The organism is Kitasatospora saccharophila, assembly GCF_039529925.1.
GTDB classification, from domain to species: Bacteria; Actinomycetota; Actinomycetes; order Streptomycetales; family Streptomycetaceae; genus Kitasatospora; species Kitasatospora saccharophila.
In genome coordinates, this window is sequence record NZ_BAAANS010000001.1 from 249279 (window position 1) to 272777 (window position 23499).

At 74.9% G+C, this 23499-nt stretch carries 20 protein-coding genes; 7 read left to right on the forward strand and 13 right to left on the reverse strand.

Going from position 1 to position 23499, the window contains the following annotated elements; genetic code table 11:
• Positions 1-25: 25 nt before the first annotated feature.
• Both ABD345_RS01285 and ABD345_RS01290 read left to right on the forward strand, forming a co-directional pair.
• Positions 26-1267, forward strand: a complete 1242-nt coding sequence (locus ABD345_RS01285; RefSeq protein ID WP_344549758.1) for a sensor histidine kinase — start codon at positions 26-28, stop codon at positions 1265-1267.
• Positions 1264-1878 (forward strand): response regulator, encoded by a 615-nt coding sequence (locus ABD345_RS01290; protein ID WP_344549759.1) that lies wholly within the window; start codon positions 1264-1266, stop codon positions 1876-1878. The genes ABD345_RS01285 and ABD345_RS01290 overlap by 4 nt, the downstream gene beginning before the upstream one ends.
• 31 nt (positions 1879-1909) lie before the next feature.
• Here ABD345_RS01290 and ABD345_RS01295 read toward each other — a convergent pair whose 3' ends face one another.
• The 4 genes from ABD345_RS01295 to purD all read right to left on the reverse strand — a co-directional run bounded on the left by ABD345_RS01295 (position 1910) and on the right by purD (position 7746).
• The gene (locus ABD345_RS01295) at positions 1910-2809 is read right to left on the reverse strand and encodes a phosphoribosylaminoimidazolesuccinocarboxamide synthase (RefSeq protein ID WP_344549760.1); all 900 of its coding nucleotides are present in this window, start codon (positions 2807-2809) and stop codon (positions 1910-1912) included.
• A gap of 58 nt (positions 2810-2867) precedes the next feature.
• Positions 2868-4409, reverse strand: a complete 1542-nt coding sequence (locus tag ABD345_RS01300) for a N,N-dimethylformamidase beta subunit family domain-containing protein (protein WP_344549761.1) — start codon at positions 4407-4409, stop codon at positions 2868-2870.
• A gap of 163 nt (positions 4410-4572) precedes the next feature.
• The gene (locus ABD345_RS01305) at positions 4573-6063 is read right to left on the reverse strand and encodes a hypothetical protein (RefSeq protein ID WP_344549762.1); all 1491 of its coding nucleotides are present in this window, start codon (positions 6061-6063) and stop codon (positions 4573-4575) included.
• Between the two features lie 429 nt (positions 6064-6492).
• Positions 6493-7746 (reverse strand): phosphoribosylamine--glycine ligase, encoded by a 1254-nt coding sequence (gene purD / locus ABD345_RS01310; protein ID WP_344549763.1) that lies wholly within the window; start codon positions 7744-7746, stop codon positions 6493-6495.
• Positions 7747-8227: 481 nt separating this feature from the next.
• On the opposite strand from purD, the gene ABD345_RS01315 reads away from it, so the two are divergent.
• Positions 8228-9013: an SLATT domain-containing protein gene (locus tag ABD345_RS01315; protein WP_425556742.1), complete on the forward strand. Its 786-nt coding sequence runs from the start codon at positions 8228-8230 to the stop codon at positions 9011-9013.
• Positions 9014-9060: 47 nt separating this feature from the next.
• On the opposite strand, the gene ABD345_RS01320 is transcribed toward ABD345_RS01315, so the two are convergent.
• The 3 genes from ABD345_RS01320 to ABD345_RS01330 form a co-directional block, all read right to left on the reverse strand.
• The gene (locus ABD345_RS01320) at positions 9061-9708 is read right to left on the reverse strand and encodes a hypothetical protein (RefSeq protein WP_344549764.1); all 648 of its coding nucleotides are present in this window, start codon (positions 9706-9708) and stop codon (positions 9061-9063) included.
• A gap of 44 nt (positions 9709-9752) precedes the next feature.
• Positions 9753-10655 (reverse strand): GntR family transcriptional regulator, encoded by a 903-nt coding sequence (locus tag ABD345_RS01325; RefSeq protein WP_344549765.1) that lies wholly within the window; start codon positions 10653-10655, stop codon positions 9753-9755.
• A gap of 200 nt (positions 10656-10855) precedes the next feature.
• Positions 10856-11653 (reverse strand): carbon-nitrogen family hydrolase, encoded by a 798-nt coding sequence (locus ABD345_RS01330; protein ID WP_344549766.1) that lies wholly within the window; start codon positions 11651-11653, stop codon positions 10856-10858.
• A 158-nt stretch (positions 11654-11811) separates the two neighbouring features.
• On the opposite strand from ABD345_RS01330, the gene ABD345_RS01335 reads away from it, so the two are divergent.
• Positions 11812-12639: a maleylpyruvate isomerase family mycothiol-dependent enzyme gene (locus tag ABD345_RS01335; RefSeq protein ID WP_344549768.1), complete on the forward strand. Its 828-nt coding sequence runs from the start codon at positions 11812-11814 to the stop codon at positions 12637-12639.
• A 7-nt stretch (positions 12640-12646) separates the two neighbouring features.
• Here ABD345_RS01335 and ABD345_RS01340 read toward each other — a convergent pair whose 3' ends face one another.
• Both ABD345_RS01340 and ABD345_RS01345 read right to left on the reverse strand, forming a co-directional pair.
• Positions 12647-13996 (reverse strand): MFS transporter, encoded by a 1350-nt coding sequence (locus tag ABD345_RS01340; protein ID WP_344549769.1) that lies wholly within the window; start codon positions 13994-13996, stop codon positions 12647-12649.
• Between the two features lie 64 nt (positions 13997-14060).
• Positions 14061-15284 (reverse strand): M64 family metallopeptidase, encoded by a 1224-nt coding sequence (locus ABD345_RS01345; protein ID WP_344549770.1) that lies wholly within the window; start codon positions 15282-15284, stop codon positions 14061-14063.
• Between the two features lie 267 nt (positions 15285-15551).
• On the opposite strand from ABD345_RS01345, the gene ABD345_RS01350 reads away from it, so the two are divergent.
• On the forward strand, positions 15552-15815 hold the full coding sequence (locus ABD345_RS01350; protein WP_344549771.1) for a helix-turn-helix domain-containing protein: 264 nt from the start codon (positions 15552-15554) through the stop codon (positions 15813-15815).
• Between the two features lie 122 nt (positions 15816-15937).
• On the opposite strand, the gene ABD345_RS01355 is transcribed toward ABD345_RS01350, so the two are convergent.
• From ABD345_RS01355 to pdhA, 3 genes are read right to left on the reverse strand one after another with little or no spacing between them, the layout of a single operon-like run.
• Positions 15938-17392, reverse strand: a complete 1455-nt coding sequence (locus ABD345_RS01355; RefSeq protein WP_344549772.1) for a dihydrolipoamide acetyltransferase family protein — start codon at positions 17390-17392, stop codon at positions 15938-15940.
• Positions 17393-17405: 13 nt separating this feature from the next.
• Positions 17406-18380, reverse strand: a complete 975-nt coding sequence (locus ABD345_RS01360) for an alpha-ketoacid dehydrogenase subunit beta (protein ID WP_380273993.1) — start codon at positions 18378-18380, stop codon at positions 17406-17408.
• Positions 18380-19531, reverse strand: a complete 1152-nt coding sequence (gene pdhA, locus ABD345_RS01365; protein WP_344549773.1) for a pyruvate dehydrogenase (acetyl-transferring) E1 component subunit alpha — start codon at positions 19529-19531, stop codon at positions 18380-18382. The genes ABD345_RS01360 and pdhA overlap by 1 nt, the downstream gene beginning before the upstream one ends.
• A 311-nt stretch (positions 19532-19842) precedes the next feature.
• Here pdhA and ABD345_RS01370 point away from each other — a divergent pair, with 311 nt between their 5' ends.
• Positions 19843-20502: a response regulator gene (locus ABD345_RS01370; protein WP_030457586.1), complete on the forward strand. Its 660-nt coding sequence runs from the start codon at positions 19843-19845 to the stop codon at positions 20500-20502.
• Between the two features lie 56 nt (positions 20503-20558).
• A complete protein-coding gene (locus ABD345_RS01375; RefSeq protein WP_344549774.1) occupies positions 20559-21644 on the forward strand; it encodes a phosphotransferase enzyme family protein in 1086 nt (361 codons plus the stop codon).
• A 14-nt stretch (positions 21645-21658) separates the two neighbouring features.
• Here ABD345_RS01375 and ABD345_RS01380 read toward each other — a convergent pair whose 3' ends face one another.
• Positions 21659-23380 (reverse strand): protein kinase domain-containing protein, encoded by a 1722-nt coding sequence (locus ABD345_RS01380; RefSeq protein ID WP_344549775.1) that lies wholly within the window; start codon positions 23378-23380, stop codon positions 21659-21661.
• Positions 23381-23499 lie beyond the last annotated feature (119 nt).

Consider the following 23499-nt stretch of genomic DNA (forward strand, 5'->3'; position numbering starts at 1 on the left):
AGGAGCGGGGAGCCGAACCGTGCGGATGAACAGGCCGCGACCGGTCCGCCGCTGGCGGGCGCTGTCCAAGCCGCAGCGCACCGAGCTGTACGTGCGCTGGTCGCTGTACGCGGTGGCGCTGGTGCAGCCGGTGGTGACGCTCGGCGTGGTGGCCGGGAGCTTCGGCCACGGCGGGGTGACCGGGGCCGAGTCGGCGGTGGCCGTGGCCGGCTCGCTGGCGGCGGCGGCGCTGAACGGGGCGCTGGTCCGCGTCGGCATGGCCGCCTACCTGGGGCGGCGGCCCCGCCCGTACGCCTGGGTGGCCGTGACGGGCGCGGTCTCGGCGGCCGTCTCGGTGGCGGAGCTGCTGCTCGGGCCGCCGGTGGAGGCGGAGAGCGCGTCGTTCCCGCTGACGGTCTCGGTCCTGACGATGACCTTCTGGATCGCCGCCACCGCGGTCGCCCTGTCGACCCTGGAGACGGCCGTGGCCGCCGTGGCGGGCCTGCTGCTGGTCGCGCTGCCGCTGCTGCTGACCGGCGCTCCGCCCGGGTTCGTGGCCGGGCTGCTGACCGGCTGCCTGCTCGGGTCGTCGATCGCCGCCTGCACCGCCCGCGGCTCGGCCTGGACCGCCAAGGTGGTCTGGGAGTTGGACGCCGCCCGGGAGGCGCAGGCCCGCCTCGCGGTCGCCGAGGAGCGGCTGCGCTTCTCCCGGGACCTGCACGACGTGCTGGGCCGCAACCTGGCCACCATCGCGCTGAAGAGCGAACTGGCCGTGCAGCTGGCGCGCCGCGGGCGCCCGGAGGCGGTGGACCAGATGACCGAGGTGCAGCGGATCGCCCAGGACTCGCAGCGCGAGGTGCGCGAGGTGGTGCGCGGCTACCGCACCGTCGAGCTGCACACCGAACTGTCGGGCGCCGCTTCGGTGTTGCGGGCCGCGAACGTCGACTGCCGCACCGAGCTGTCCGGCGCGGACGGCCTGCCCGCCGCGGCGCAGTCGGTGCTCGGCTGGGTGGTGCGGGAGGCGGCCACCAACGTGCTGCGGCACTCGGAGGCCGCGAACTGCCGGTTCCGGCTGCGGGTCTCGGGCGGCACCGCGCTGCTGGAGGTGGAGAACGACGGCGTCCCGGCCGTGCCGCCGCCGCGCGCGGAGGGCGCGGGCAGCGGCCTGCGCGGCCTGGGCGAACGGCTGGCCGCGCACGGCGGCACCCTGAGCACCGCCGACGGCGGCCCCGGCCGGTTCCGGCTGACCGCCGAACTACCGATCGACACTGTGGAGTTCGAGAAATGACCGACCGGGTGCGGGTGCTGCTCGCGGACGACGAGCACCTGATCCGCGGCGCCCTGGCGGCGCTGCTGGCGCTGGAGGACGACCTGACGGTGGTCGCCGAGGCGGCCTCCGGCCCGGAGGCGCTGGCGATGGCCGCCGCGCACCGCCCGGACGTCGCGGTGCTGGACCTGCAGATGCCGGGCCTGGACGGCCTGGAGGTGGCGGCCGAGCTGCGCCACCGGCTGCCGGAGTGCCGGGTGATGATCGTGACCGGGCACGGCCGGCCGGGCTACCTGAAGCGGGCCCTGGAGGTCGGGGTGCGCGGCTTCCTGCCGAAGACGGTCTCCGCCTCCGACCTGGCCGGGATCATCCGCACCGTCCGGGCCGGCGGCCGCTACGTGGACCCGGAGCTGGCCGCGGAGGCGATCAGCGCGGGCGACTCCCCGCTGACCCCGCGCGAGACGGACGTGCTGGAGCTGGCCGCGGACGGCTCCCCGGTCGCCGAGATCGCCGAGCGGGCCGCGCTCTCGCCGGGCACGGTCCGCAACTACCTGTCCTCGGCGGCGGGCAAGCTGGGCGCGGAGAACCGCCACGCGGCGGTCCGGATCGCCCGCGAGCACGGCTGGCTGTGAGGCGCGCCCCACAGCCGGCCGGGCGGGGGCGTCACTTCCAGGGCAGCCCGGTGAGCTTCTCGTACGCGTCGATGTAGCGCTGCCGGGTGTGCGCGACCACCTCGTCGGGCAGCCGCGGCGGCGGGTTCTCGCTCTTGCGGTCCCAGCCGGAGGCGGACGAGGTCAGCCAGTCGCGGATGATCTGCTTGTCGAAGGACGGCTGGTCGTGGCCGGGCTCCCACGCGTCGGCGGGCCAGAAGCGCGAGGAGTCGGGGGTGAGCACCTCGTCGCCGATGACCAGTTCGCCGTCCAGCAGGCCGAACTCGAACTTGGTGTCGGCCAGGATCAGGCCGCGGTCGCGGGCGATGTCCCGGGCCCGGGAGTACACCGCGAGGGTGGTCTGCCGCAGGGTGGCGGCGAGTTCGGCGCCGACCCGGCGGGCGGTCTCCTCGTAGGGGACGTTCTCGTCGTGCTCGCCGACCTCGGCCTTGAGCGCCGGGGTGTAGATCGGGCCGGGCAGTTCGGAGCCGTTGTCCAGGCCCTCGGGCAGCGCGACGCCGCACACCGTGCGGGAGACCCGGTACTCCTCCAGGCCGGAGCCGGCCAGGTAGCCGCGGGCCACGCACTCCACCGGCACCATGTCGAGGCTGCGGCAGACCAGGGTGCGCCCGGCCCAGTCGGCGGGGGCGCCGGCCGGCAGCTCGGTGGAGATCACGTGGTTGGGGACGATGTCGGCGATCCGCTCGAACCACCACAGCGAGAGCTGGGTGAGGACGCGGCCCTTGTCCGGGATCTCGTTGGGCAGCACCCAGTCGTACGCGGACGTCCGGTCGCTGGCCACCATCACCAGGTTGCCGTCGGCGTCCCGGTAGAGGTCGCGCACCTTGCCGGTGTGCAGGTGGACCAGGCCGGGCACCTGGACCGGCTCGGGCTTGGTGACGAATCCGCTCACGGTCAGTCAGTCCTCACAGCTGGGGGGCTCTGCGACCGAGTCTTTCACGCCCGCCCGGTCAGGAGCCGGTGCGCCCCTCCTTGCACAGGTGGTCCAGCAGGTTGGCCGTGGCGCGCTGGATCCGCTCGTCGGTGTGGCCGGGCCGGTCCAGCGCGGGCGACCAGGCGAACGTCCCGGCGGCGAACACGTACGCACCGCTGAGCGCCCGGTACAGCGAGGTCTCCTGGTGGGTGGCCCGCCCGGCCGCGTCCCGGTACGGGGAGTGCGCGAGCAGCACCCGTTCGGTGTGCGCGGGCAGTTGGACCTTCGGGTAGTAGCGGTCGGCCTCCCCGGCGACCAGGCCGGGCAGTTCGTCGCCGTCCGCCAGCCCGGTGCCCTGCCACAGCCAGTGCCCGGTGTTGCGGGCCACCAGCGGCACCGGCGCGGGCACGCTGCCCGCGTACTGGACGCCCAGCAGGTGCTGCTCGGGCTCCCCGGCGTCCCGCCACAGCGCGGAGGCGGTGCCCGGCACCCCGGCGGCGGGGTGGTCGGCGGCGACCCGCTGGCGCTTGCGGCAGTTCAGCAGCCGGGACGGTTCGCCGTCCGGGCCGGCCGACAGCTCGACCCGCCAGTAGACGCTGTTGGCGGACAGGAACACCAGCGAGGTGCCGCCGTCCCGGGCCCGCTCGGCGGCCCGCCGCATCGGCTCCGACCAGTACTCGTCGTGCCCGGGGAAGACCAGCGCCTTGTAGCGGGAGGCGTCCACCAGCCCGGCGTGCAGGTCGGTCGCGGTGGCGTAGCCGAGGTCGTAGCCGTAGCGCTCGGCCCAGCGGATGAAGTCGTAGGCGTGCCCGACGTGCAGCGGCAGCCCGGCCCCGGCGTGCGGCCGGTCGAAGGAGACCGTGACGGCCGCCTCGTCCTCCCGCACCAGGCGCCCGGCCGCGTCCCAGGCGTGGTAGAGGCTGGCGCCGTGGCGCCCGTCCTCGGGGAACAGGTTGTACGCCTGCCAGGTCACGTCCGGCAGCACCAGCAGCAGGTCGGCCGGGTCGAAGTCCCGGACGGTGAACGGGATGTGGCTGCGGTGGCCGCCGTCGGCGGTGGTCAGCACGGCCACGTACGCGCCCGGGCGCCAGTCCGCCGGGACCTGCAACCGCCAGGACTGCCACCAGTGGTGGCAGGAGACGGTGCGGTCGGCGACCATCGGCGCGGGCTGGGCCAGGCCGGCGATCAGCGGGCTGGAGTACACCTGCCGGGCGCCGTCCCCGCCGTCGTGGCCGATCCGGTAGACGTCGACCTGGAACTCCTGCGGCGGGTTGACCGTCACCCGGAAGTCCACCGCGCCGCCGGGCCGGGCCACGCCCGCCGAGGCGAACCCCTTGATCTGCCGGCGCACGTCGTCCGCGTTGCGCGGGCCGCTGACCGCCGGACGCGGCCGGGCCGGGCCGTCGACCGGCCGCTGCCCGGGGGCGTCCACGCTCACGTACCAGGGGACCACGCCCTCGCCGTCCGCCAGGTAGTGGTCCGGGCTGCGCAGCCACGGCAGCGGACCCTGCCCGAACGGGTCGGACACCCCGTGCGCCAACGTGCCGGACTCCCACCGGCGGTTGGACTCCGTCCCCACACGCCCCTCCCCACCCCTTCGCCCATCCACCGAGGGTTGGCATTTGCCATGCGGATGTGCGTGCGGACCAGCACACCACAGTTGGACGGCGAAGCGTCACCCCACCGTAGCAATTGGTACGGATGAAACCGGGTTTCCCCGGACAGTCCGAAAGCGTCCCGGTTCAGCCCGAAAGGCGCACCGGGCGCTCCACCCTGATCCCGGCCCGTTCCAGCCACCCGCGCAGCGGGCCGTCCTGCCCGTCCTCGACCGCCATCGCCACCGCGAGGGCCAACTCCGCCCGGGGGGCGGACGGGCAGAGCAGCACCGGACCGTCCAGCCAGTCCAGGCCGGGAGTGGCGGTGCCCGCGTCCACCGCGGCGCAGCAGACGGTGGCGGTGAGGTGCTCGACCAGCAGGTCGCGGCCGCTGCGCACGGGGGGCAGCGGGGGCGCGACCTGGGCGGCGCGCGCCACCTGCCCGGCCAGGGCGGCGGCCAGCTCCTCGGCCTCGCCCGCGGCCAGCCGGGCCAGCAGCCGGTCCAGCGCCGGGCCGGTGTGCGGGCGGTCGTCGCCGAGCGCGGCCTGCAGGGCGGCGGCCTGGGCGCGCCAGCCCCGGTCGACCACCCGCAGCGGGTAGTCCTCCCAGTCGAGCGGCTGCCAGCCCTCGGCCGGTTCCTCGTGCAGCAGCTCGGCGGCCAGCCGGGAGACCCGGGTGTCGACCAGGCCGGGCTCCTCCAGCAGGTCGCAGGCGGGGCGGTCGCCGAGCCGGTTCCCGTAGCCGTCGGCGAGCCGGTCGCGGCGGGAGAGCTCGGTGAGCGCGGAGACCACGCCGGCGTTCAGGTGCGCGGGGTGCAGGCCGAGCCGCCAGGCGGGCAGCGCGACCCGGGTGAGGAGGCGGTCCCAGCCCGCGTAGGCCAGGCCGACCTGGGCCTGGGCGGCGATCCGCGGCCCGTAGTCGACCGCCCTGGCCTGCTCGGAGGACCAGGCGGCGACGGCGTGCTCCAGTTCGGCGGAGTGCTCGCGGCAGGCGCCCAGCAGCCGCCGGTCGACCAGGCCGACCAGGGCGGCCGGGCCGCGCCGGCGCTCGCCCAGCGAGGCGTCCAGGGTGCGCACCCAGCGGCGGGCGGCGGCGATCTCCGGGTCGGCGGCCGCGGCGCCGCCGGCCACCACGGGGGCGAGCAGGGCGCACAGCTCGCCGGCCCGCATCCACCACAGGAAGGGGGAGCCGATCACCAGCACCGGCGCGGCCGGCGCCGACCGGCCGCCGCGCCGGTGCGGCTCCTCCAGCCAGCTGTCGCAGTCCGGGGTGAGCGCGATCGCGGCGGGCGCCGGGACGTCGAGGCGCTCGGCGAGCTCCTCGATCATCCGGTACAGCTCGGGCGCGTCGGTGCGCTCCAGCGGCACCGCGGGGGTGACCGGGGGCACGGCCAGCCGGTGCGCCCGGCCGACCAGCGCGGCCAGCGCCAGGGTCAGCGCGGCGACCGCGCCGACCGCCCAGCGGATGCCGTCCCAGAGCGGGGCGTCCGGCGCCCCGGGGGCGCCTATGTGCCCGGTGAACCGCCCGGCCAGCAGCACCACCGCGCAGGCGGCGGGCAGCGCGGCGGCGGCCACGGCCCGTCCGCGCAGACGCAGGACGGCCTGGGCTCGTGCGCGTGCGGTGTCCACTGCAGCCATCGCCGCGGCACCCCCTTCGCAGCCGACTCGACTCGATCAATTCCGGTACGGGAAGCGGCGGATGCCGAACCCGGTGGTACGACTCGCGTGGCGCTCTCCTGCCAGTCTCGACGCCGCGGTGCGGGCGGGTGTTCCGGAACTCCGGCGATTCCACCCGTCCTGGTGACACCGCGGCGGGGCGCGCCACCGCTCCCAGCATCCCCCCGGCGCGCCGGGGCGACGAGCCGCGTCCGCGCCCGGGCCCCCGCTCCGGCGCGATGCAGCGCACCCTAAGGCCCCCGCTCGCGCCCCGTCAGCAGGATGACCGGCCCATCACCCGAAGGACTGGTTTTCCGGCCCCGCCGCTGACGTCCGCGACCTCGGGAAACGCCGCGGGGCGCTGCGTCCGGACGGGTCGGTCCGGGCACAGCGCCCCGCGGCGGGCGTCTGCTAGTGGGCTGCCGCAGCGGCCTCGGCCGCGATGTCGGTGCGGTGCTGGCCGCCCTTGAAGGAGATCTTCGCGACGCCCGCGTACGCCTTCTCCCGGGCCTCGGCGAGGTCCGCGCCGACGGCGGTGACGGACAGCACCCGGCCGCCCGCGGTCAGCACCTCGCCGTCCGGGCCGGACTTCGTCCCGGCGTGCAGCACGAAGGCGGTGCCGTCGGCCTCCGCCGCGTCCAGGCCCTCGATCGGGTCGCCGGTGCGCGGGTCGGCCGGGTAGCCCTCGGAGGCCATCACCACGGTCACCGCGGCCTCGTCGGACCAGCGCAGCGGCTCCAGCCCGCCCAGCGTGCCGTCGGCGGCGGCCAGCAGCACCCCGGCCAGCGGGGTGCGCAGCCGGGCCAGCACGACCTGGGTCTCCGGGTCGCCGAAGCGGGCGTTGAACTCGATCACCCGGGTGCCGCGCGAGGTCAGCGCCAGGCCCGCGTACAGCAGGCCGGAGAACGGGGTGCCGCGGTGGCGCAGCTCGTCCACGGTCGGCTGCAGGACGCTCTCCAGCACCTCCGCGACCAGGCCCTCGGGGGCCCAGGGCAGCGGCGAGTAGGCGCCCATGCCGCCGGTGTTCGGGCCCTCGTCGCCGTCCAGCGCGCGCTTGAAGTCCTGCGCGGGGACGAGCGGGAGCACCGTGGTGCCGTCGGTGATCGCGAACAGCGACACCTCGGGGCCGTCCAGGTACTCCTCGATGACCACCCGGCCGCACGCCACGGCGTGCTCCAGCGCGGCGGCCCGGTCCGAGGTCACCACGACGCCCTTGCCGGCGGCCAGGCCGTCGTCCTTGACCACGTACGGGGCGCCGAACGCGTCCAGCGCCTCGGCGGCCTCCCGCTCGGTGGTGCAGACGTAGGAGCGCGCGGTGGGAACGCCGGCCGCGGCCATCACGTCCTTGGCGAACGCCTTGGAGCCCTCCAGCTGGGCGGCCTCCTTGCCGGGGCCGAAGACCGGGATGCCGGCCGCGCGCAGCGGCTCGGCGACGCCGGCCACCAGCGGGGCCTCCGGGCCGACCACCACCAGGTCGGCGGCCAGCCGCCGGGCGAGCGCGGTGACCGCGGCGCCGTCCAGCTGGTCGACCGGGTGCAGGGTGGCGACCCGCGCGATCCCGGCGTTGCCCGGGGCGCAGTGCAGCTCGGTGACGGCGGGATCTTGGGACAGTGAGCGGCACAGGGCGTGTTCGCGGGCGCCGGTTCCGATGACGAGGACCTTCACGCCTGCCAAGCCTAGTCGGTGGCCGGTTCCGCGCCGTCAGCGGCTCCGGAGCAAGCTCCAACGCCCGGCGGCGGCCCGGCGCTTTTCGTAGGAAGCCACAGGGATCTCGCCGAGCAGCCGCGCCGTCACACCGGCGATCCCCGCCACCCTCGCTCGGACGGGTGAAATCCGGCCACCCGCCGCAACCCTCCCACCTCGGCTTCCGGAGGTGAAATCACATAACGATCACTGCGGAAGCGCCCCCACGGTAAGCCATTTGGCGGTAAGAAGTGCTGTTGGACCAGGACCCGGCCGCACCGCCGGGCACGGCACCGTGGGCGGCTGCGACCCGCGCTCGGCGCCACGGGTCCGCACCGCCGTGCCACGAACCGCCAGTTCCACGAAGCCGACGGCCCGACCCCCCGGGACGACCGGCCTCCGTACCGTCAGTCCCGGTGCCCGCCGGGCCTCCGCAGTCACCCCGCCACAGGGAGCGCCACAGGTGAGCCAGCCGGAAATGCAGCCCGAGGAGAGCCCCTGGGGCAAAGAGGTCGCCGACGACGACCAGTCCGTCCCGGGCGCCGGCGGACGGACCCCGACCCGCCGCCGCGCCGACCTGAGCGCGCGCCAGTTCCCGCTCGGCGACTGGGGCGAGCCCGCCGAACGGCTGGAGGAGCTCTACCGCTGGTCGGAGGAGCGCGCCGTGGAGGCGATCGACTGGTACCGCCGGGACCGGGTCTGGAAGCGGCGCTGGGCCCGCCTGCTGCGGTTCTCCGCCGCGGTCTTCACGGTCGGCGGCGTCACCGCCCCGCTGGTCTCGCTGACCGACCGGCTCCCGCACGCCATGGAGTGGGGCTACACCGGGCTCGCGCTGGCCGCCGCCTCGCTGGTCGCCGACCGCGCCTTCGGGCTCACCTCCGGCTGGATGCGCGACGTCTCCACCTCGCAGGCCCTCCAGCGCCGGCTGGAGGCGTTCCAGTTCGACTGGGCCTCCGAGTGCGTCCGGGAGGTGCTCGGCCCCACCGAGGGCACCGCGGGCGAGGCCGCCGAGCGCTGCCTGGGCGTGCTGCGCCGGTTCTGCGAGGACGTCTCCGACATGGTCCGCACCGAGACCTCCGAGTGGATGCTGGAGTTCCGCGCGGGCATGAGCCAGCTCCCCACCCAGGCCCCCGGCTCCTGGGGCGGCCGCAACGAGGGCGGCTCCGGCGCCCAGGTCCGGGTGCTCCCCCCGCCGGGGACCCGCCCCACCATGCCCCGCCAGCGTCCCCCGGAGGGACCCCTGCGCTAGGACGGAACCGGGGCGCGCGCACCGGGGGCGCGTCCCGGTTCCGCGACCTACGCGAAGACGATCATCGAGCCCTGGGTGACGCTGCGGGTGGCCGCCGTGTAGAGCCCCGACCAGGCGTGGCGCTCCCGCGCGTAGGGGTGGAAGTCGTCGATCGGCGGCCCGAAGGGCTGCTCCAGCCGGGTGGGCCCCAGCGGGCGGGTGGGGGCCGGGGGGTCGAGCGGGTCGATGCCCAACAGCGGTGCGACCGCCTGGAGTTCGCGCAGCAGCCCGTACGAGGAGCCCAACGGGCCGCCCGCGGCCAGCAGTTCGTCGGCGACCAGCGGGATCTGGAAGTCCACCGGCAGGTACGCCCCGGCGTGGTCGAAGTGCCAGACCAGGTGCGACTGTTCGGCAGTGGCCTCGAACATCTCCAGCAGCTGCTCGTAGTCGCTGCCGAGCGCGTCCACCGGCGTCACCTCGAACCCGGTGAGCCCCAGCAGGTAGGCGCGGCGCAGGAAGTGCAGCGAGTCGTAGTCGAACGCGGCTATCGCCTCGACGTCCCCGGAGAAGCCCGGCACGTACGGGTGGACCGGGACGGGCGGCAGCCCGTGCTGGGCGAGCACCGCGTCGTAGCGGTCGAGGTCCTCGCGGAACGGGTTCTCGGGGCTGTGGGAGAGCACGTCCACGAGCGGGACGAGCCAGAGGTCGCAGGCCATGGGCCGGCTCATCCTCTCGGGTGGCGGGGCAACGGGCCCCAACCCTACCGGCCCGCGGCGGGCTCGCCGCTGCCCGGTCGGAACGGCCGGGCGAACCGCCCGGGCGGCACGAAGCGCGGCATCGGGACCCGGCCCAACCCGACGGCGCCAGCGACCGGTTGGGGGACGATCGCGGGCGGCCGGGCCACCGTCACGGCGGGGGCCGGGGGGCCGATCGGCTCGCGCAGCAGCCGGAGCACCGCGATGCCCTCCAGCGGGTGGCCGAGCCGCCGGGCGAGCAGTTCGACGGTGAACAGGTTGTAGTCGTTGACGACCCGGTGCGCCCCGCGCCGGTCCCGGGCCTCGATCCGGTCGACCAGCTCGCCGTGCCGGTCCCAGCAGACGCCGGACAGGTCGCCGCCGGCGGCCCGCAGGTGCGGGGCGGCGAACATCCAGGACTGGACCCGCAGCCAGCCGAGGTAGTCGGCGATCCGCTCGTTGCACAGCAGCGCGGCGACCTCGTGCCAGAACCGCAGGTCGCAGCCGACCAGGACGTCCAGCTGTCCGGCCCGGGCGGCCCTGGTCGCGGCGTCGGCCCGGCGGCGCAGCGAGGGCAGCCGGGACCAGTCGTAGCGGTGCGTCCGGCCGGTCAGGTGGCGCAGCGCGTTGTCGGTGAGCAGGGTGCGGGCCTCGAAGATCTCCAGGAAGTCGTCCCAGGTGAACTCCGGCACGGTGAAGCCGCGGTGGGGTTCGCTGACCAGGAGTCCCTGGGCGGCGAGGTCGACCATCGCCTCGCGGGCGGGGGTCGCGGAGACGCCGTAGATGTCGGCGATCTCCTTGACGGTGAAGTTGCGCCCGGCCGGGAGGCGACCGGCCATCATCTCGTCCCGCAGGGCCTCGGCGATCTGTTCGCGGAGGCTGTTGCGCCGGATCAGGGCGCGCCCGCCTCCGTCTCCCGCAGCGGTCATGGCCGCCCCCTCTCCGTGCCGCGCCCTCACGCGGCCGGGACCCGGCTCACAAAACGCGCACAGAGTACCCCGGAATGGTCAATCCGGACCAAGGGCACGGAAAAATTCCGCCCCGGCCCGGCCCCGCCACGGGTCCCGCCCCGGTCCCGCCCCGCCGCCGTGCGGCCGCCGCCGGTGCCGCTGCCGCCGCCGGTGCCGGGTCAGCGCTGCACGGGCGCGGGAATCCCGAGCAGCCGGTCCCGGTGCACCGGGAACTCGGCGCGGCACTCGGCGACCTCGGCCGGGTCGAAGTCGACGGTGAGCACCTGCTCGTCCGGCCCGGCCTCGGCCAGCACCCGGCCCCAGGGGTCGACCGCGATGCTGCCCCCGGCCTGCTCGACCCCGCCGTGGGTGCCGGCGGTGTTGCAGGCCAGGACGAGGGCCTGCTCCTCGACGGCGCGGGCGCGGGCCAGCAGGTTCCAGTGCTCGGCCCGGCGGGCGGGCCAGGCGGCCGGGACGACCAGCAGTTCGGCGCCGCCGTCCAGCAGGGCCCGGAACAGCTCGGGGAAGCGCAGGTCGTAGCAGGTGGCCAGGCCCAGCACGGCGAAGCCCGCGTCGACGGTGACGATCTCCTGCCCGGCGCCCATCGCGACCGCCTCGCCGCGGTCGAAGCCGAAGCGGTGGATCTTGCGGTAGGTGCGCACCAGTTCGCCGTCGGGGGCGAACAGCAGCGAGGTGTTGTAGATCGGGCCGTCCGGGTCGCGCTCGACGATCGAACCGGCGTGCAGCCAGCAGCCCGCGGCCTTCGCGGCGGCGGACATCGCCTCCGCGGTGGGCCCGTCCAGCGGTTCGGCCCCGGACGCCCAGGCGTCGTAGGCGAAGCCGCCGACCGGCCACAGCTCGGGCAGCACCACCAGGTCGGCGCCGTCCTGGGCGCGGACCAGCGCCGCGGCCCTGGCCCGCCGCTCGGCGGGCGGCTCGGCGTCCGACACGGCGAGTTGGATCAATGAAGCGCGCACAGTACCACCGTCCACGGCAAGAGTCCTACGATCGTCACCCGAAAGCGCTGCCCTGCTCTCACCCGGCAGCGTAACGTGCCGTATGCGCGTCCGTGCGAGGTCTCGGCAGCCCGGGCGACGTGGGACGACGCAAGCCGACGGAGGGGCCGGAGATACCCGTGACGGACAACCAGACCGTGCAGGCGTACACCGACGCGTGGACGCAGTCGATCGAGTCCATATCCGAGCTGCTCGCCCCGCTGCCGACCGACGCCTGGAACCGGGCCACCGAGTGCCCGGGCTGGTCGGTGCGGGACGTGGTCTCGCACATCATCGGCGTCGAGTCCGAGCTGCTCGGCGACCCGCGGCCGATCCACGCCCTGCCGCGCGACCTGCGGCACGTGACGAACGAGTTCACCCGGTACATGGAGCTCCCGGTCGACAAGCGCCGCTGCTGGACGCCGGTGGAGGTCACCAGCGAGCTGGAGTACACGGTGATCCGGCGCTCCCGGGCGCTGCGCAACGCCAAGCACGCGCCGACCGACCCGGTGCGCTGGCCGGCCGGCCCGCTGGCCCGGGACGTGCCGTACGCGACGCTGCTGCGGCTGCGCGCCTTCGACGTCTGGGTGCACGAGCAGGACCTGCGGCGCGCGCTGCAGACGCCGGGCAACCTGGACTCCCCGGCCGCCGTGGTGACCAGGGACCTGCTGATCGACTCGCTGCCCAAGCAGGTCGCCAAGCGGGCGGGCGCGCCGATCGGCAGCACGGTGGCCTTCGACGTCGCGGGCGCGCTGCCGTTCCACCGCACCGTGCGGGTCGGCCCGGACGGCCGGGGCAGCGTGGACGATTCGGTGGTGCTGGCCCCCGAGGTGCGGCTGTCGATGGACTGGCAGACCTTCGTCCGGCTGTGCTGCGGCCGGGTCCGCCCGGAGACCGCGCTGGTCAACGTGATCGGCGACCAGGAGCTCGGCGGCCGGGTGCTCGCCCACCTGGTGAGCACCCCCTGACGTCCGCCTACCGGTCGAGCCGGCGGCGCAGCCGCAGGATCATCGCCGTCCCGAGCAGCAGCGGCAGCAGCTGGAAGCAGAACGCCAGCTGGTAGGCGTGCGCGCCGTAGCCGTCGCCGCCCGGGTCGGCGAGCGCGTCCAGCAGGACGCCGATGCCGAGCAGGGTGATCATCGAGCCGATGAAGCCGCCCATGTTGGCGATGCCGGAGGCGGTGCCCATCCGCTCGGCGGGGTTGTACGCGCGGGCGTAGTCCAGGCCGATCAGCGAGGCCGGGCCGTTGCTGCCCATCACCAGCATCAGCACCACCAGCAGCCACAGCGGCGGGTGGCCGCCCGGCCAGGCCAGGGTGACCGTCCAGCACAGCGCGGTGGCGGCGAGCACGGCGAAGGTGATCGGCAGCCGGGAGGCGGCCGTCCGGGAGACCACCCGGCCGAACAGCAGGCCGAAGGCCATCCCGCTGAGCACCAGCAGGCTGAGCAGGCCGCCCGCCCCGGCCCGGGACATGCCCTGGCCCTCGACCAGGTAGGGCAGGCCCCACAGCAGGCCGAACGCGGACGCCGGGAAGGCCGTGGTGAAGTGCACCCACATGCCCAACCGGGTGCCGGGCTCCGACCAGGCGGCCCGGACCTGCTGCCCGACCGGCAGCCGGAGGCTCTCGTGGCGCACCGGCTCCGGCGCCCCGGGCGGGGCCTCCTTGAGCAGCGCCAGCACCGCGACGAAGACCAGCACGCCGGTCAGCGCGATCGCGCCGAAGGTGGCGCTCCAGCCGGCGGTGTGCAGCGCCTGCGCCAGCACCAGGGTGGTGACCAGGTTGCCGCCGGTGCCGACCAGGCCGGTGAGCTGGGCGACGAACGGGTTGCGGGCGGCCGGGAACCAGCGGGCGGCGACCCGCAGCACGCTGATGAAGGTCATCGCGTCGCCGCAGCCGAGCACCGCCCGGGAGGCCAGCGCGGGCGCGAACGCGGTGGAGAAGGCGAACGCCAGCTGCCCGGCGCTCATCAGCGCCACGCCCAGCATCAGCACCCGGCGCGGGCCGACCCGGTCGACCAGCAGGCCGACCGGGACCTGCATCCCGGCGTACACCAGGACCTGCAGGATCGAGAAGGTGGACAGCGCGGAGGCGCCGATGCCGAACCGGGCGGAGGCGTCCAGCCCGGCCACGCCGAGGCTGGTGCGGTGCACCACGGCGAGGACGTAGACGCTGACGCCGACCGTCCAGGCGAACCAGGCGGCCCGGCCGCCGGGCGGGTGGAAGGCGGCCGCGGGGGGTGCGGCGGCGGGGGCCGGGGCGTCGGCCGGGCGGCGGGGAGCGGGTGCGGACAGGGACGGTGCGGTGCGGGCTGGGTCCACGCTCATAGTGGAACCAGGCTAGTCATCCCATGACCTGACCTTTCGGCCGGGGTCGGCGGAACGTCCGGTTTCAGCCGGTCAGCGTCCAGTTCACCGTCCGGGTCATGTACTGGGCGCGGAACGCCTCGTCGCGCACCCAGTCGGTGGTGTCCTGGACGGTCGCCGTGACGGTGTGCCGGGCGCCCGGCTCCAGCGCCAGCGCCCCGGTGTCCAGCCAGGTGCCGTCCGCGCTGCTCGGGTCCACCGGCTTGCCGTCCAGCGTCCAGTCGATCCGCAGCTGCCGCGGGCCGGTCAGCGCCAGCGGCCGCACGTGCAGCCTGGGCCGCCCGTCGACCCGCCCGGGGGCCGGCTCGGGGTCGTCGGCGGGCTTCACCCGGCGGTACAGCTGCTCGATGATCGCCTCCCGGGAGGGCAGGTTGTACGCGCTGCCCAGCGTCCGCATCACCGAGTCGGCGGTCGGCCGGTACAGGCCGTTGGCGCTGCGGTACGCGCCGATCACGCCGTCGCCGTCCGGCGACTCGGCGCCCAGCCACTGCCACCACTTGGTCCGCTCGCGCAGCATCTCCTCGGCGTCCACCGCGGACAGGTTCGGGTAGTCCGGGTCGTTCGGCGCCGAGTCGTACTCGTCGCCGAGAGTGCCCACGGTGTGGCCGATCTCGTGCTGGATGATCCGCCCGGCGTCCGGGCTGCCGCCCGCCAGGGTGGTCACGCCGGTGCCGCCCGCGCCGCCGTACTCGGTGGAGTTGGCCAGCGCGATCAGGTACTGCGGGCCGTCGCCCTGCCCGGCCCAGCGGGCGGTGGCCTCCTCGTCCGCGCACAGCAGGCGGGCGGTGCCCTCGCACCAGAAGCGCATCCCGAGCGGGGTGGCGGGGGACTTCCCGGCGCTCTCGGTCTCCGCGATCCCGGGCACCGGGGAGACCACGTCCACCCGCCGTATGTTGAAGAACCCCTGGTAGGTGCGGAACGGCTCGATCTCCAGCAGCGCCCGCCAGGCCCGGTCCGCCTGCTCGTGGAACAGCTGCTGCTGGGCCGCCGTGTAGCCGTCGCCGAGCAGCACCAGGGTGATCCGGTTGGACGCGTCGCCGGTCAGCCGCAGGTCCACCGAGGGCGCGCCGGGGGCCCGCAGGTCGGGGTGGGCGGCCGGCCGCGCGATCCGGTCGGGATCGGGCGGCGGCCCTATCGCGGTCGAGGGCGCGGGCGAGGCCAGCTCCACCGCGGCGGGCAGCACGGCGGCGGCCAGCAGCAGCAGGGCGGCGGCCGAGCGCATCACGGGGCCGGGAGCACCAGTCGGCATACGCGGGAGTCCTCGCTGCGACGGCCGCCCGGCCTGGCTGCGCGGGCGGCTTGGTCGCACACACGTACCCGTCGCGGGCCGGAGCCGGGCGGGGCCGGCCCGAAACTCCCTCGGGCGGCCCAATGCCGGACCCTCCCGGGTGATTTCCGCTAGGACACCGCCGGAATTCCCAATTCCGAATCAAAGCGGCCGAGTTGGAAAGCATCCCGGCCCCCGCCGGACGGGATACGCTGCCGAACGGGGGAACGACAGGGGGGCGACGGGGAAATGGAAACCCGACCGGAAACGGATCCGCGCGAAACGTTCGGGCGCGCACTGCGCACCCACCGGCGGGGCGCCGAACTGACCCAGCAGGAATTGGCCGCCAGGGCCGGACTCGGCATCCGCACCCTGTCCGACCTCGAACGCGGCGTGGCCGGCCCGCGCCCCGCCACCGCCGGCCTGCTGTGCACGGCGCTCGGCCTGGGCCACCCGGCCGCGGTGGACTTCCACGCCCTGGCCCGCGCCAGCTGGCACTCCGCCCGGCGCTGACCGCCCGCCGCTGACCGCCCGCCGCCGGAGGACCGCCCGGCGCCCCGACCCGCCCGACCGGCCCCGGGGGACGCCGAAGGCCCCGCTCCGGCGTGCGGAGCGGGGCCTTCGGCGGGGGCGGGTCAGCCCCAGGTGATCAGGCGCTTCGGGTGCTCCAGGATCGCGGCGGTGTCCGCCAGCACCTTGGAACCCAGCTCGCCGTCGACCAGCCGGTGGTCGAAGGAGAGCGCCAGCGTGGTGACCTGGCGGGGCACCACCTTGCCCTTGTGCACCCAGGGCAGCTCCCGGACCGCGCCGAAGGCCAGGATGGCGGCCTCGCCCGGGTTCAGGATCGGGGTGCCGGTGTCGACGCCGAACACGCCGACGTTGGTGATGGTGATGCTGCCGCCCGACATGTCGGCCGGCGAGGTCTTGCCCTGCCGCGCGGTGTCCACCAACTCGCCCAGTGCGACCGCCAGTTGCGAGAGCGTCCGGGAACCCGCGTCCTTGATGTTCGGGACGATCAGGCCGCGCGGGGTGGCCGCGGCGATGCCGAGGTTGACCGCGCCCCGCAGGACGATCTCCTGGGCCGGCTCGTCCCAGCTGGCGTTGATCTCCGGGTGCCGCTTGACCGCGGTGAGCAGCGCCTTGGCGACCAGCAGCAGCGGGCTGACCCGCACCCCGGCCCCGAGCTCGCCGCTCTCCTTGAGCTTGCGCACCAGCTTCATCGTCCGGGTCACGTCGACCTGGACGAACTCGGTGACGTGCGGCGCGGTAAACGCGGAGGCCACCATCGCCTGCGCGGTCGCCTTGCGCACGCCCTTGACCGGCACCCGGACGTCCCCGGCCGCGCTCGGCAGCGCCACCGCGACCGGCTCGGCCGCCGCCGCGGGGGCGGGGGCAGGGGCGTCGGCGGGGGCGGCCACCGGCTCGACGACCGCCTCGGCGGCGGTGTTCGCGGCGGCGTGCACGTCCTCGCGGGTGATCACGCCGTTCGGGCCGGTCGGCACCACGGTGCGCAGGTCGATCCCGAGGTCCTTGGCGAGCTTGCGCACCGGCGGCTTGGCCAGCGGGCGCTCCCCCTCGACGACGGGCGCGGACACGGGCGCGGGAGCGGGAGCGGGAGCCGCGACCGGCGCGGGCGCCGCAGCGGGAGCGGTAGCGGGCACGGCGGCCGCCGTCCCGTTGGTGCGCCGGGCCCGGCGCTGCGCCGAACCGGTGCGCGGCCCGTACCCGACCAGCACCTCGCGCCGCTCCGGCTCCGCCTCGGCGGGCTCGGCAGCGGCGGCAGCGGCCGGAGCCGCCGGAGCGGCGGGCGCGGTCGCGGTCGCGGGCGCGGCGCCCGCGACGGCCACCGCGATGATCGAGGTGCCGACGTCGACGGTGGCGCCCGCCGGGAAGTGCAGCGCCTCGACCACGCCGGTGAACGGGATCGGCAGCTCGACGGCGGCCTTGGCGGTCTCCACCTCGCAGACCACCTGCCCGTCGGTGACGGCGTCGCCCGGCTTCACGTACCAGGTGAGGATCTCGGCCTCGGTCAGGCCCTCGCCCACGTCGGGCATCTTGAACTCGCGGAGCGAGTGAACGTCAGTGGTCATCTTCGCCCCCTGTTCAGAACGCGAACGCGCGGTCGACGGCGTCGAGCACCCGGTCCAGGTCGGGGAGGTAGCTCTCCTCGACCCGCGACGGCGGGTACGGGGCGTGGTAGCCGCCGACCCGCAGGATCGGGGCCTCCAGGTGGTAGAAGCAGCGCTCGGTGAGCCGGGCCGCGAGCTCCGCGCCCAGGCCCAGGAAGACCGGGGCCTCGTGCACGACGATGCCGCGGCCGGTGCGCTTGACGGACTCCTCCAGGGTGGCGAAGTCGATCGGCGACAGCGAGCGCAGGTCGACCACCTCCAGCTGGCGGCCGTCCTCCTCGGCGGCCTGCGCGGCCTCCTGGCAGACCTTGACCATCGGCCCGTAGGCGATCAGCGTGGCGTCGGTGCCGGGCCGGACGATCCGCGCCGCGTGCAGCGGCAGCATCGGGTCCTCGCCGACCTCGCCCTTGTCCCAGTAGCGGCGCTTGGGCTCCAGGAACACCACCGGGTCGTCCGACTCGATGGCCTGGCGCAGCATCCAGTGCGCGTCGTGGGCGTTGGACGGGCTGACCACCCGCAGGCCGGCGGTGTGCGCGAAGTACGCCTCGTGCGACTCGCTGTGGTGCTCGACCGCGCCGATGCCGCCGCCGAACGGGATGCGCACGGTGACCGGCATCTTGACGTGGCCGAGCGCGCGGGCGTGCATCTTGGCGAGCTGGGAGACGATCTGGTCGAAGGCCGGGTAGACGAAGCCGTCGAACTGGATCTCCACCACCGGGCGGTAGCCGCGCAGCGCGAGGCCGATCGCGGTGCCGACGATGCCGGACTCGGCGAGCGGGGTGTCGATCACCCGGTCGTCGCCGAAGTCCTTCTGCAGGCCGTCGGTGATCCGGAAGACGCCGCCGAGCTTGCCGATGTCCTCGCCCATCAGGACGGTCTTCGGGTCGCTCTCCAGCGACTTGCGCAGCGCCTCGTTGAGCGCCTTGGCGATGCTGAGCTGGCCGGCCATCAGTGGCGCTCCCCACCCTCGAAGGAGGCGGCGTACGCCTCGTACTCGGCGCGTTCCTCGTCCACCAGCGGGTGCTGCTCGCTGTAGACGTGGTCGAAGATCAGGGTCGGGTCGGGGTCGGGCATCGACCGGACGCCCTCGCGCACGCGCAGGCCCAACTGCTCGCTCTCGGCCTCGATCCCGGCGAAGAACGCCTCGTCGGCGAGGCCCTCCTTCTCCAGGTGGGCCTTCAGCCGCAGGATCGGGTCCTTGGCCTTCCAGGACTCGGTCTCCTCGGACTGCCGGTAGCGGGTCGGGTCGTCGGAGGTGGTGTGCGCGCCCATCCGGTAGGTGAACGCCTCGACCAGCACCGGGCCCTGGCCGCTGCGGGCGTGGTCGAGCGCCCAGCGGGTGACCGCGAGGACGGCGAGCACGTCGTTGCCGTCGACCCGGACGCCGGGGAAGCCGAAGCCGGAGGCGCGGCGGTACAGCGGGATGCGGGTCTGCAGGGCGGTGGGCTCGGAGATCGCCCACTGGTTGTTCTGGCAGAAGAACACCACGGGCGAGTTGTAGACCGAGGCGAAGGTGAACGCCTCGTTGACGTCGCCCTGGCTGGAGGCGCCGTCGCCGAAGTAGGCGACCACCGCGTCGTCCGCGCCGTCCTTGCTGATGCCCATCGCGTAACCGGTGGCGTGCAGGGTCTGCGAGCCGATCACGATGGTGTAGAGGTGGAAGTTCTTCTCGTTCGGGTCCCAGCCGCCGTGGTTCACGCCGCGGAACATGCCGAGCAGGTTCAGCGGGTCCACGTCGCGGCACCAGGCCACGCCGTGCTCGCGGTAGGTGGGGAAGGCGTAGTCACCGGTGCGCATCGCGCGCCCGGAGCCGACCTGGGCCGCCTCCTGGCCCAACAGCGAGGCCCACAGGCCGAGTTCGCCCTGCCGCTGGAGCGAGGTGGCCTCGGCGTCGAAGCGCCGGACCAGGACCAGGTCCCGGTAGAGCGCGCGCAGTTCCTCCGGCGTCACCGTGAGCGGGAACTCCGGGTGCTCGACCCGGTCGCCCTCCGGCGTCAGCAGTTGGACGAGCTCCGGCTCGGCGCCGATGCCGGCCCGGGCGGGGTCGGGGACGCCGGGGGCGGCCTTCTTGCGCGCCCTCGACGTGCTTTTGACGGTCACGTTCACTCCTCGGTCTTTCCAGCCGCCCGGGGTCGCCGGTGGCCGGTCCGGTCGCCCCCCTCCCCGTGCGCGTGGGTGTGCGCACCGGTGCGGGCAGGCGGTGTTCCCTTTCCGACGGCGTCCCTCACGAGAACGTTACCCAGCGACGCCCTTTGGCGCCCTTGCGCTAGGACGTCCTAGTTGTTCTCCGGTGGGAAAACCGCCGGGATGACGCGGCTTGCCCGTTCCGGTCAGGACACCAGCGCACGGTATCCGGGCACGGGCCGCTGCGATAGGGGGTAACCGGCATCGATTTGTGCGACGCTTTGCAAATGACTGATAACGGACATATCAGGGTGTTTCTCCTCGATGATCACGAAGTGGTCCGGCGCGGCGTGCACGACCTGCTCTCCATGGAGGGCGACATCGAGGTGGTGGGCGAGGCCGGCACGGCGGCCGAGGCGCTCAACCGCATCCCGGCGGTCCACCCGGACGTGGCGGTCCTCGACGTCCGGCTCCCCGACGGCAACGGCGTCGAGGTGTGCCGCGAGATCCGTTCGCAGGACCCGTCGGTGAAGTGCCTGATGCTCACCTCCTTCTCCGACGACGAGGCGCTGTTCGACTCGATCATGGCGGGTGCCTCCGGATACGTGCTGAAGGCGATCCGCGGAACCGATCTGCTCTCCGCGGTGCGCGACGTCGCGGCCGGCAAGTCCCTGCTCGACCCGGTGGCCACCAGTCGGGTGCTGGCCCGGCTCCGCGACGGGGGCGAGAAGGAGGACGAGCGGATCGCGCAGTTGACGAAACAGGAGCGCCGGATCCTCGACCTGATCGGCGAGGGGATGACCAACCGGCAGATCGGGAACGAGCTGCACCTGGCCGAGAAGACGGTGAAGAACTACGTCAGCAGCCTGCTGGCCAAGATGGGCATGGAGCGCCGCACCCAGGCCGCCGCCTACGTGGCCCGCCGCCAGGCCGACCAGCAGCACTGAGCAGATTCGCACACGCTGTGTCAAGCCACCATCACGCCGAGTAATACGCTCTGTGCGTGACGGACGGACAGACCCTCTCCCTCGCGCCGGCCCGCCCGGACGCCACCGCTCCCCCCGTCGGAACCCTCAGCCCCCCGGTCGCGCACGCCGCCGTGGCCGGGGTCCTGCGCGCCTACCCCGTACCGCCGCCCGACACGGTGACGCCGGTCGCGGAGGGCCTGCTCAACCGGGGCTACCGGGTCGACACCGGGGACGGCTCCTACTTCCTCAAGTGCTACGTCGACCGGGCCACCGCCAACCGGCCCGCGATCACCGCCCAGCACCGCGCCACCGGCGCGCTCGCCGCCCGCGGCCTGCCGGTGCCCGCCCCGCTCGCCGACCGGGACGGCCGCACCGTCACCGCGCACGGCGGACGGCTGTTCGCGCTCTACCCGTGGGTGGCCGGAAACCACCGGCACGGCACCGGGCTCACCCCCGCCGGGTGCGGCGAACTCGGCACCCTGCTGGGAGCGTTGCACGGCGCACTGGCCGAAGTGTGCGCCCCGCTGCGGCAGCCCGACGGGGTGCTCAGCGCCGACGCCGGGGAGACCCGGCGGATCATCGCCGAACTCCGCGCCCTGGCCCGCGACCACCGCCCCTACGACGACTTCGACCGGCGCGTCGAGCAGCACCTCGCCGAACGGCTCGACCTGCTCGACGCCCACCGCCACCGCCGCCCCGGCCCCGCCGACGCCCCGCCCACCGGCTGGACCCACGGCGACTTCCACGGCCTGAACGTGCTCTACCGCGGCGACGCCGTCAGCGCCGTCCTGGACTGGGACAAGCTCGCCCCGCACCCGGTCGCCGAGGAGGCCGTCCGGGCCGCCACCCTGCTCTTCAACGACCGCACCACCGGCGTCCTCGACCTCCCCCGGGTCCGCCACTGGGCCCGCGCCTACCGCGCCACCGGCGCCGCCGACACCGAACAGGTCGCCCGCGCCGTCCACCGGGTCTGGTGGGAACGGCTGAACGACCTGTGGATGCCGCAGTGGCGCTACCAGCGCCGCGACCACCGCGCCGACCCGCTGTTCCCGGCCGCGGCCGGGCAGCTGTCCTGGTGGTGCCAGGAGTACGAGCAGGTCATGGACGCCTTCACCAACTGACCTGCCCGCACCGGCTACTGCTGGTGGAGCGACACCCCGCCGACCGCCAGCCCGGTACCGGTCGGCTTCGGGCTGGTCGGCGGCGCGGCCGGGCTGCTCGGGGAAGGCGGCTCGCTGCTCTGCTCCCCACTGGGACTGGGCGAAGCACTCGGCGACGTCGTCGTACGCGTCGAACTGGCCGAGGCGGACGCGGACGGGCTGGCCGACCGCGAGGTGCTCGGCGAGGGCGTGCTGCTCGGCGTCTCCTGCTGGTGGGTGTTGCTGCTCGGGGTGCGGGTCGGCGCCGCCGTGGTGGGCCGCTCGACCGGCTCGTCGGTGGTCGGGGCGCTGGGCGTCGAGACCGGCGCGGTGGTCTGCTGCTCCTTCTCGGGGGTGCCCTTCTTGTCGTTGGCGGTCAGCGCCAGCGCGACCCCGATGGTGGCGGCGAGCACCAGCGCGACCGCGCCCAGCACCCAGCCCCACGGGTTGCGGCGGCGCGGCTTGCCGGGCCCCTCGCCGTCCCCGTCGCCGCCGTGGCCGCCGCCCGTCCCGGCCGCCGGGTAGGGCTGCGCGGGCGTCCGGTAGGCCGAGGTGGCCTGGTAGGGCAGCGCCTCGGTGGCGCCGGTGTCGCCCGCCAGCGGGCTCATCGGCTCGGTGAGCGAGGCGGAGCCGGGCGGCGGGGTGTGCTCCCAGGCCCCGGCCGCGGCGGCGGCCGCCAGGCCGGCCGCGCCCGCCGGGTAGCCCGCGCCGGCCGCGCCGTGCATCTGCCGCAGCGCGTGCTGCACGTGGGCGCGGAACTCGTCGGCGCTCTGGAACCGGTCGTCCGGGTTCTTCTCCAGCGCCCGCATCACCAGCGCGTCCAGCGGCGGCGGCACCCGGTCGTTGGCCCGGGACGGTGGCACCGGCGCGTCCTGGACGTGCTGGTAGACCACCGAGAGCGGCGTCTCGCCGACGAACGGCGGCCGCAGGGTGAGCAGTTCGTACAGCATGCAGCCGGCCGCGTACAGGTCGGAGCGGTGGTCGACGGCCTTGCCGAGGGCCTGCTCGGGCGAGAGGTACTGCGGGGTGCCCATCACCATGCCGGTCTGCGTCATGGTGGTGGCGCCGCCGGCCAGTGCGCGGGCGATGCCGAAGTCCATCACCTTGACCGCGCCGTTGGTGGTGATGATGACGTTGGCGGGCTTGATGTCGCGGTGCACGATGCCGTGCCGGTGGCTGTAGGCCAGCGCCTCCAGCACCCCGGCGGTGATGATCAGCGCCTGGTCGACCGGCGGCGCCTCCTCGTCCACCAGCAGTTCGCGCACGGTGCGGCCCTCGACCAGCTCCATCACGATGTACGGGGTGGACTCCCCGCCGTGCTGCTCCTCGCCGGTGTCGTAGACCGCGACGATCGAGTGGTGGTTGAGCGCCGCGACGGCGTGCGCCTCGCGGGTGAAGCGCAGCCGGGCGGTGTCGTCCTCGGCGAGCTCCGAGCGCAGCAGCTTGACGGCGACGGTGCGGCCCAGCCGGATGTCCTGGGCGGCGAACACCTCGGCCATCCCGCCGCGGCCCAGCCGCCGGGTCAGCCGGTAGCGGCCGTCCCCGACCGTGGGGAACGGAACGGCACTGCCGCGGCCCGGAGTTCGGGGCCCGGACGGAATCACCTCGGTGGGGCCGGTGGCCTCCCCGTCCCGGTCCGCGGCCCCGCCCAGGACACCCTCACCGGGCACGTCCCGCCGCTGGTCCCCGTCGTCGTCCGGTCGTTCGCTCTGACCCATCGCTCCTCGCCCCGGGCACCCGCTCGGCGTGCGTTCGCCCTGTCGGTTCCTCCCGAGCACGCTACCGTCTCGCGCCCTCCGGCGTGGAACGGGAGGGCGCGCGCGGGGGTCGGATCGGG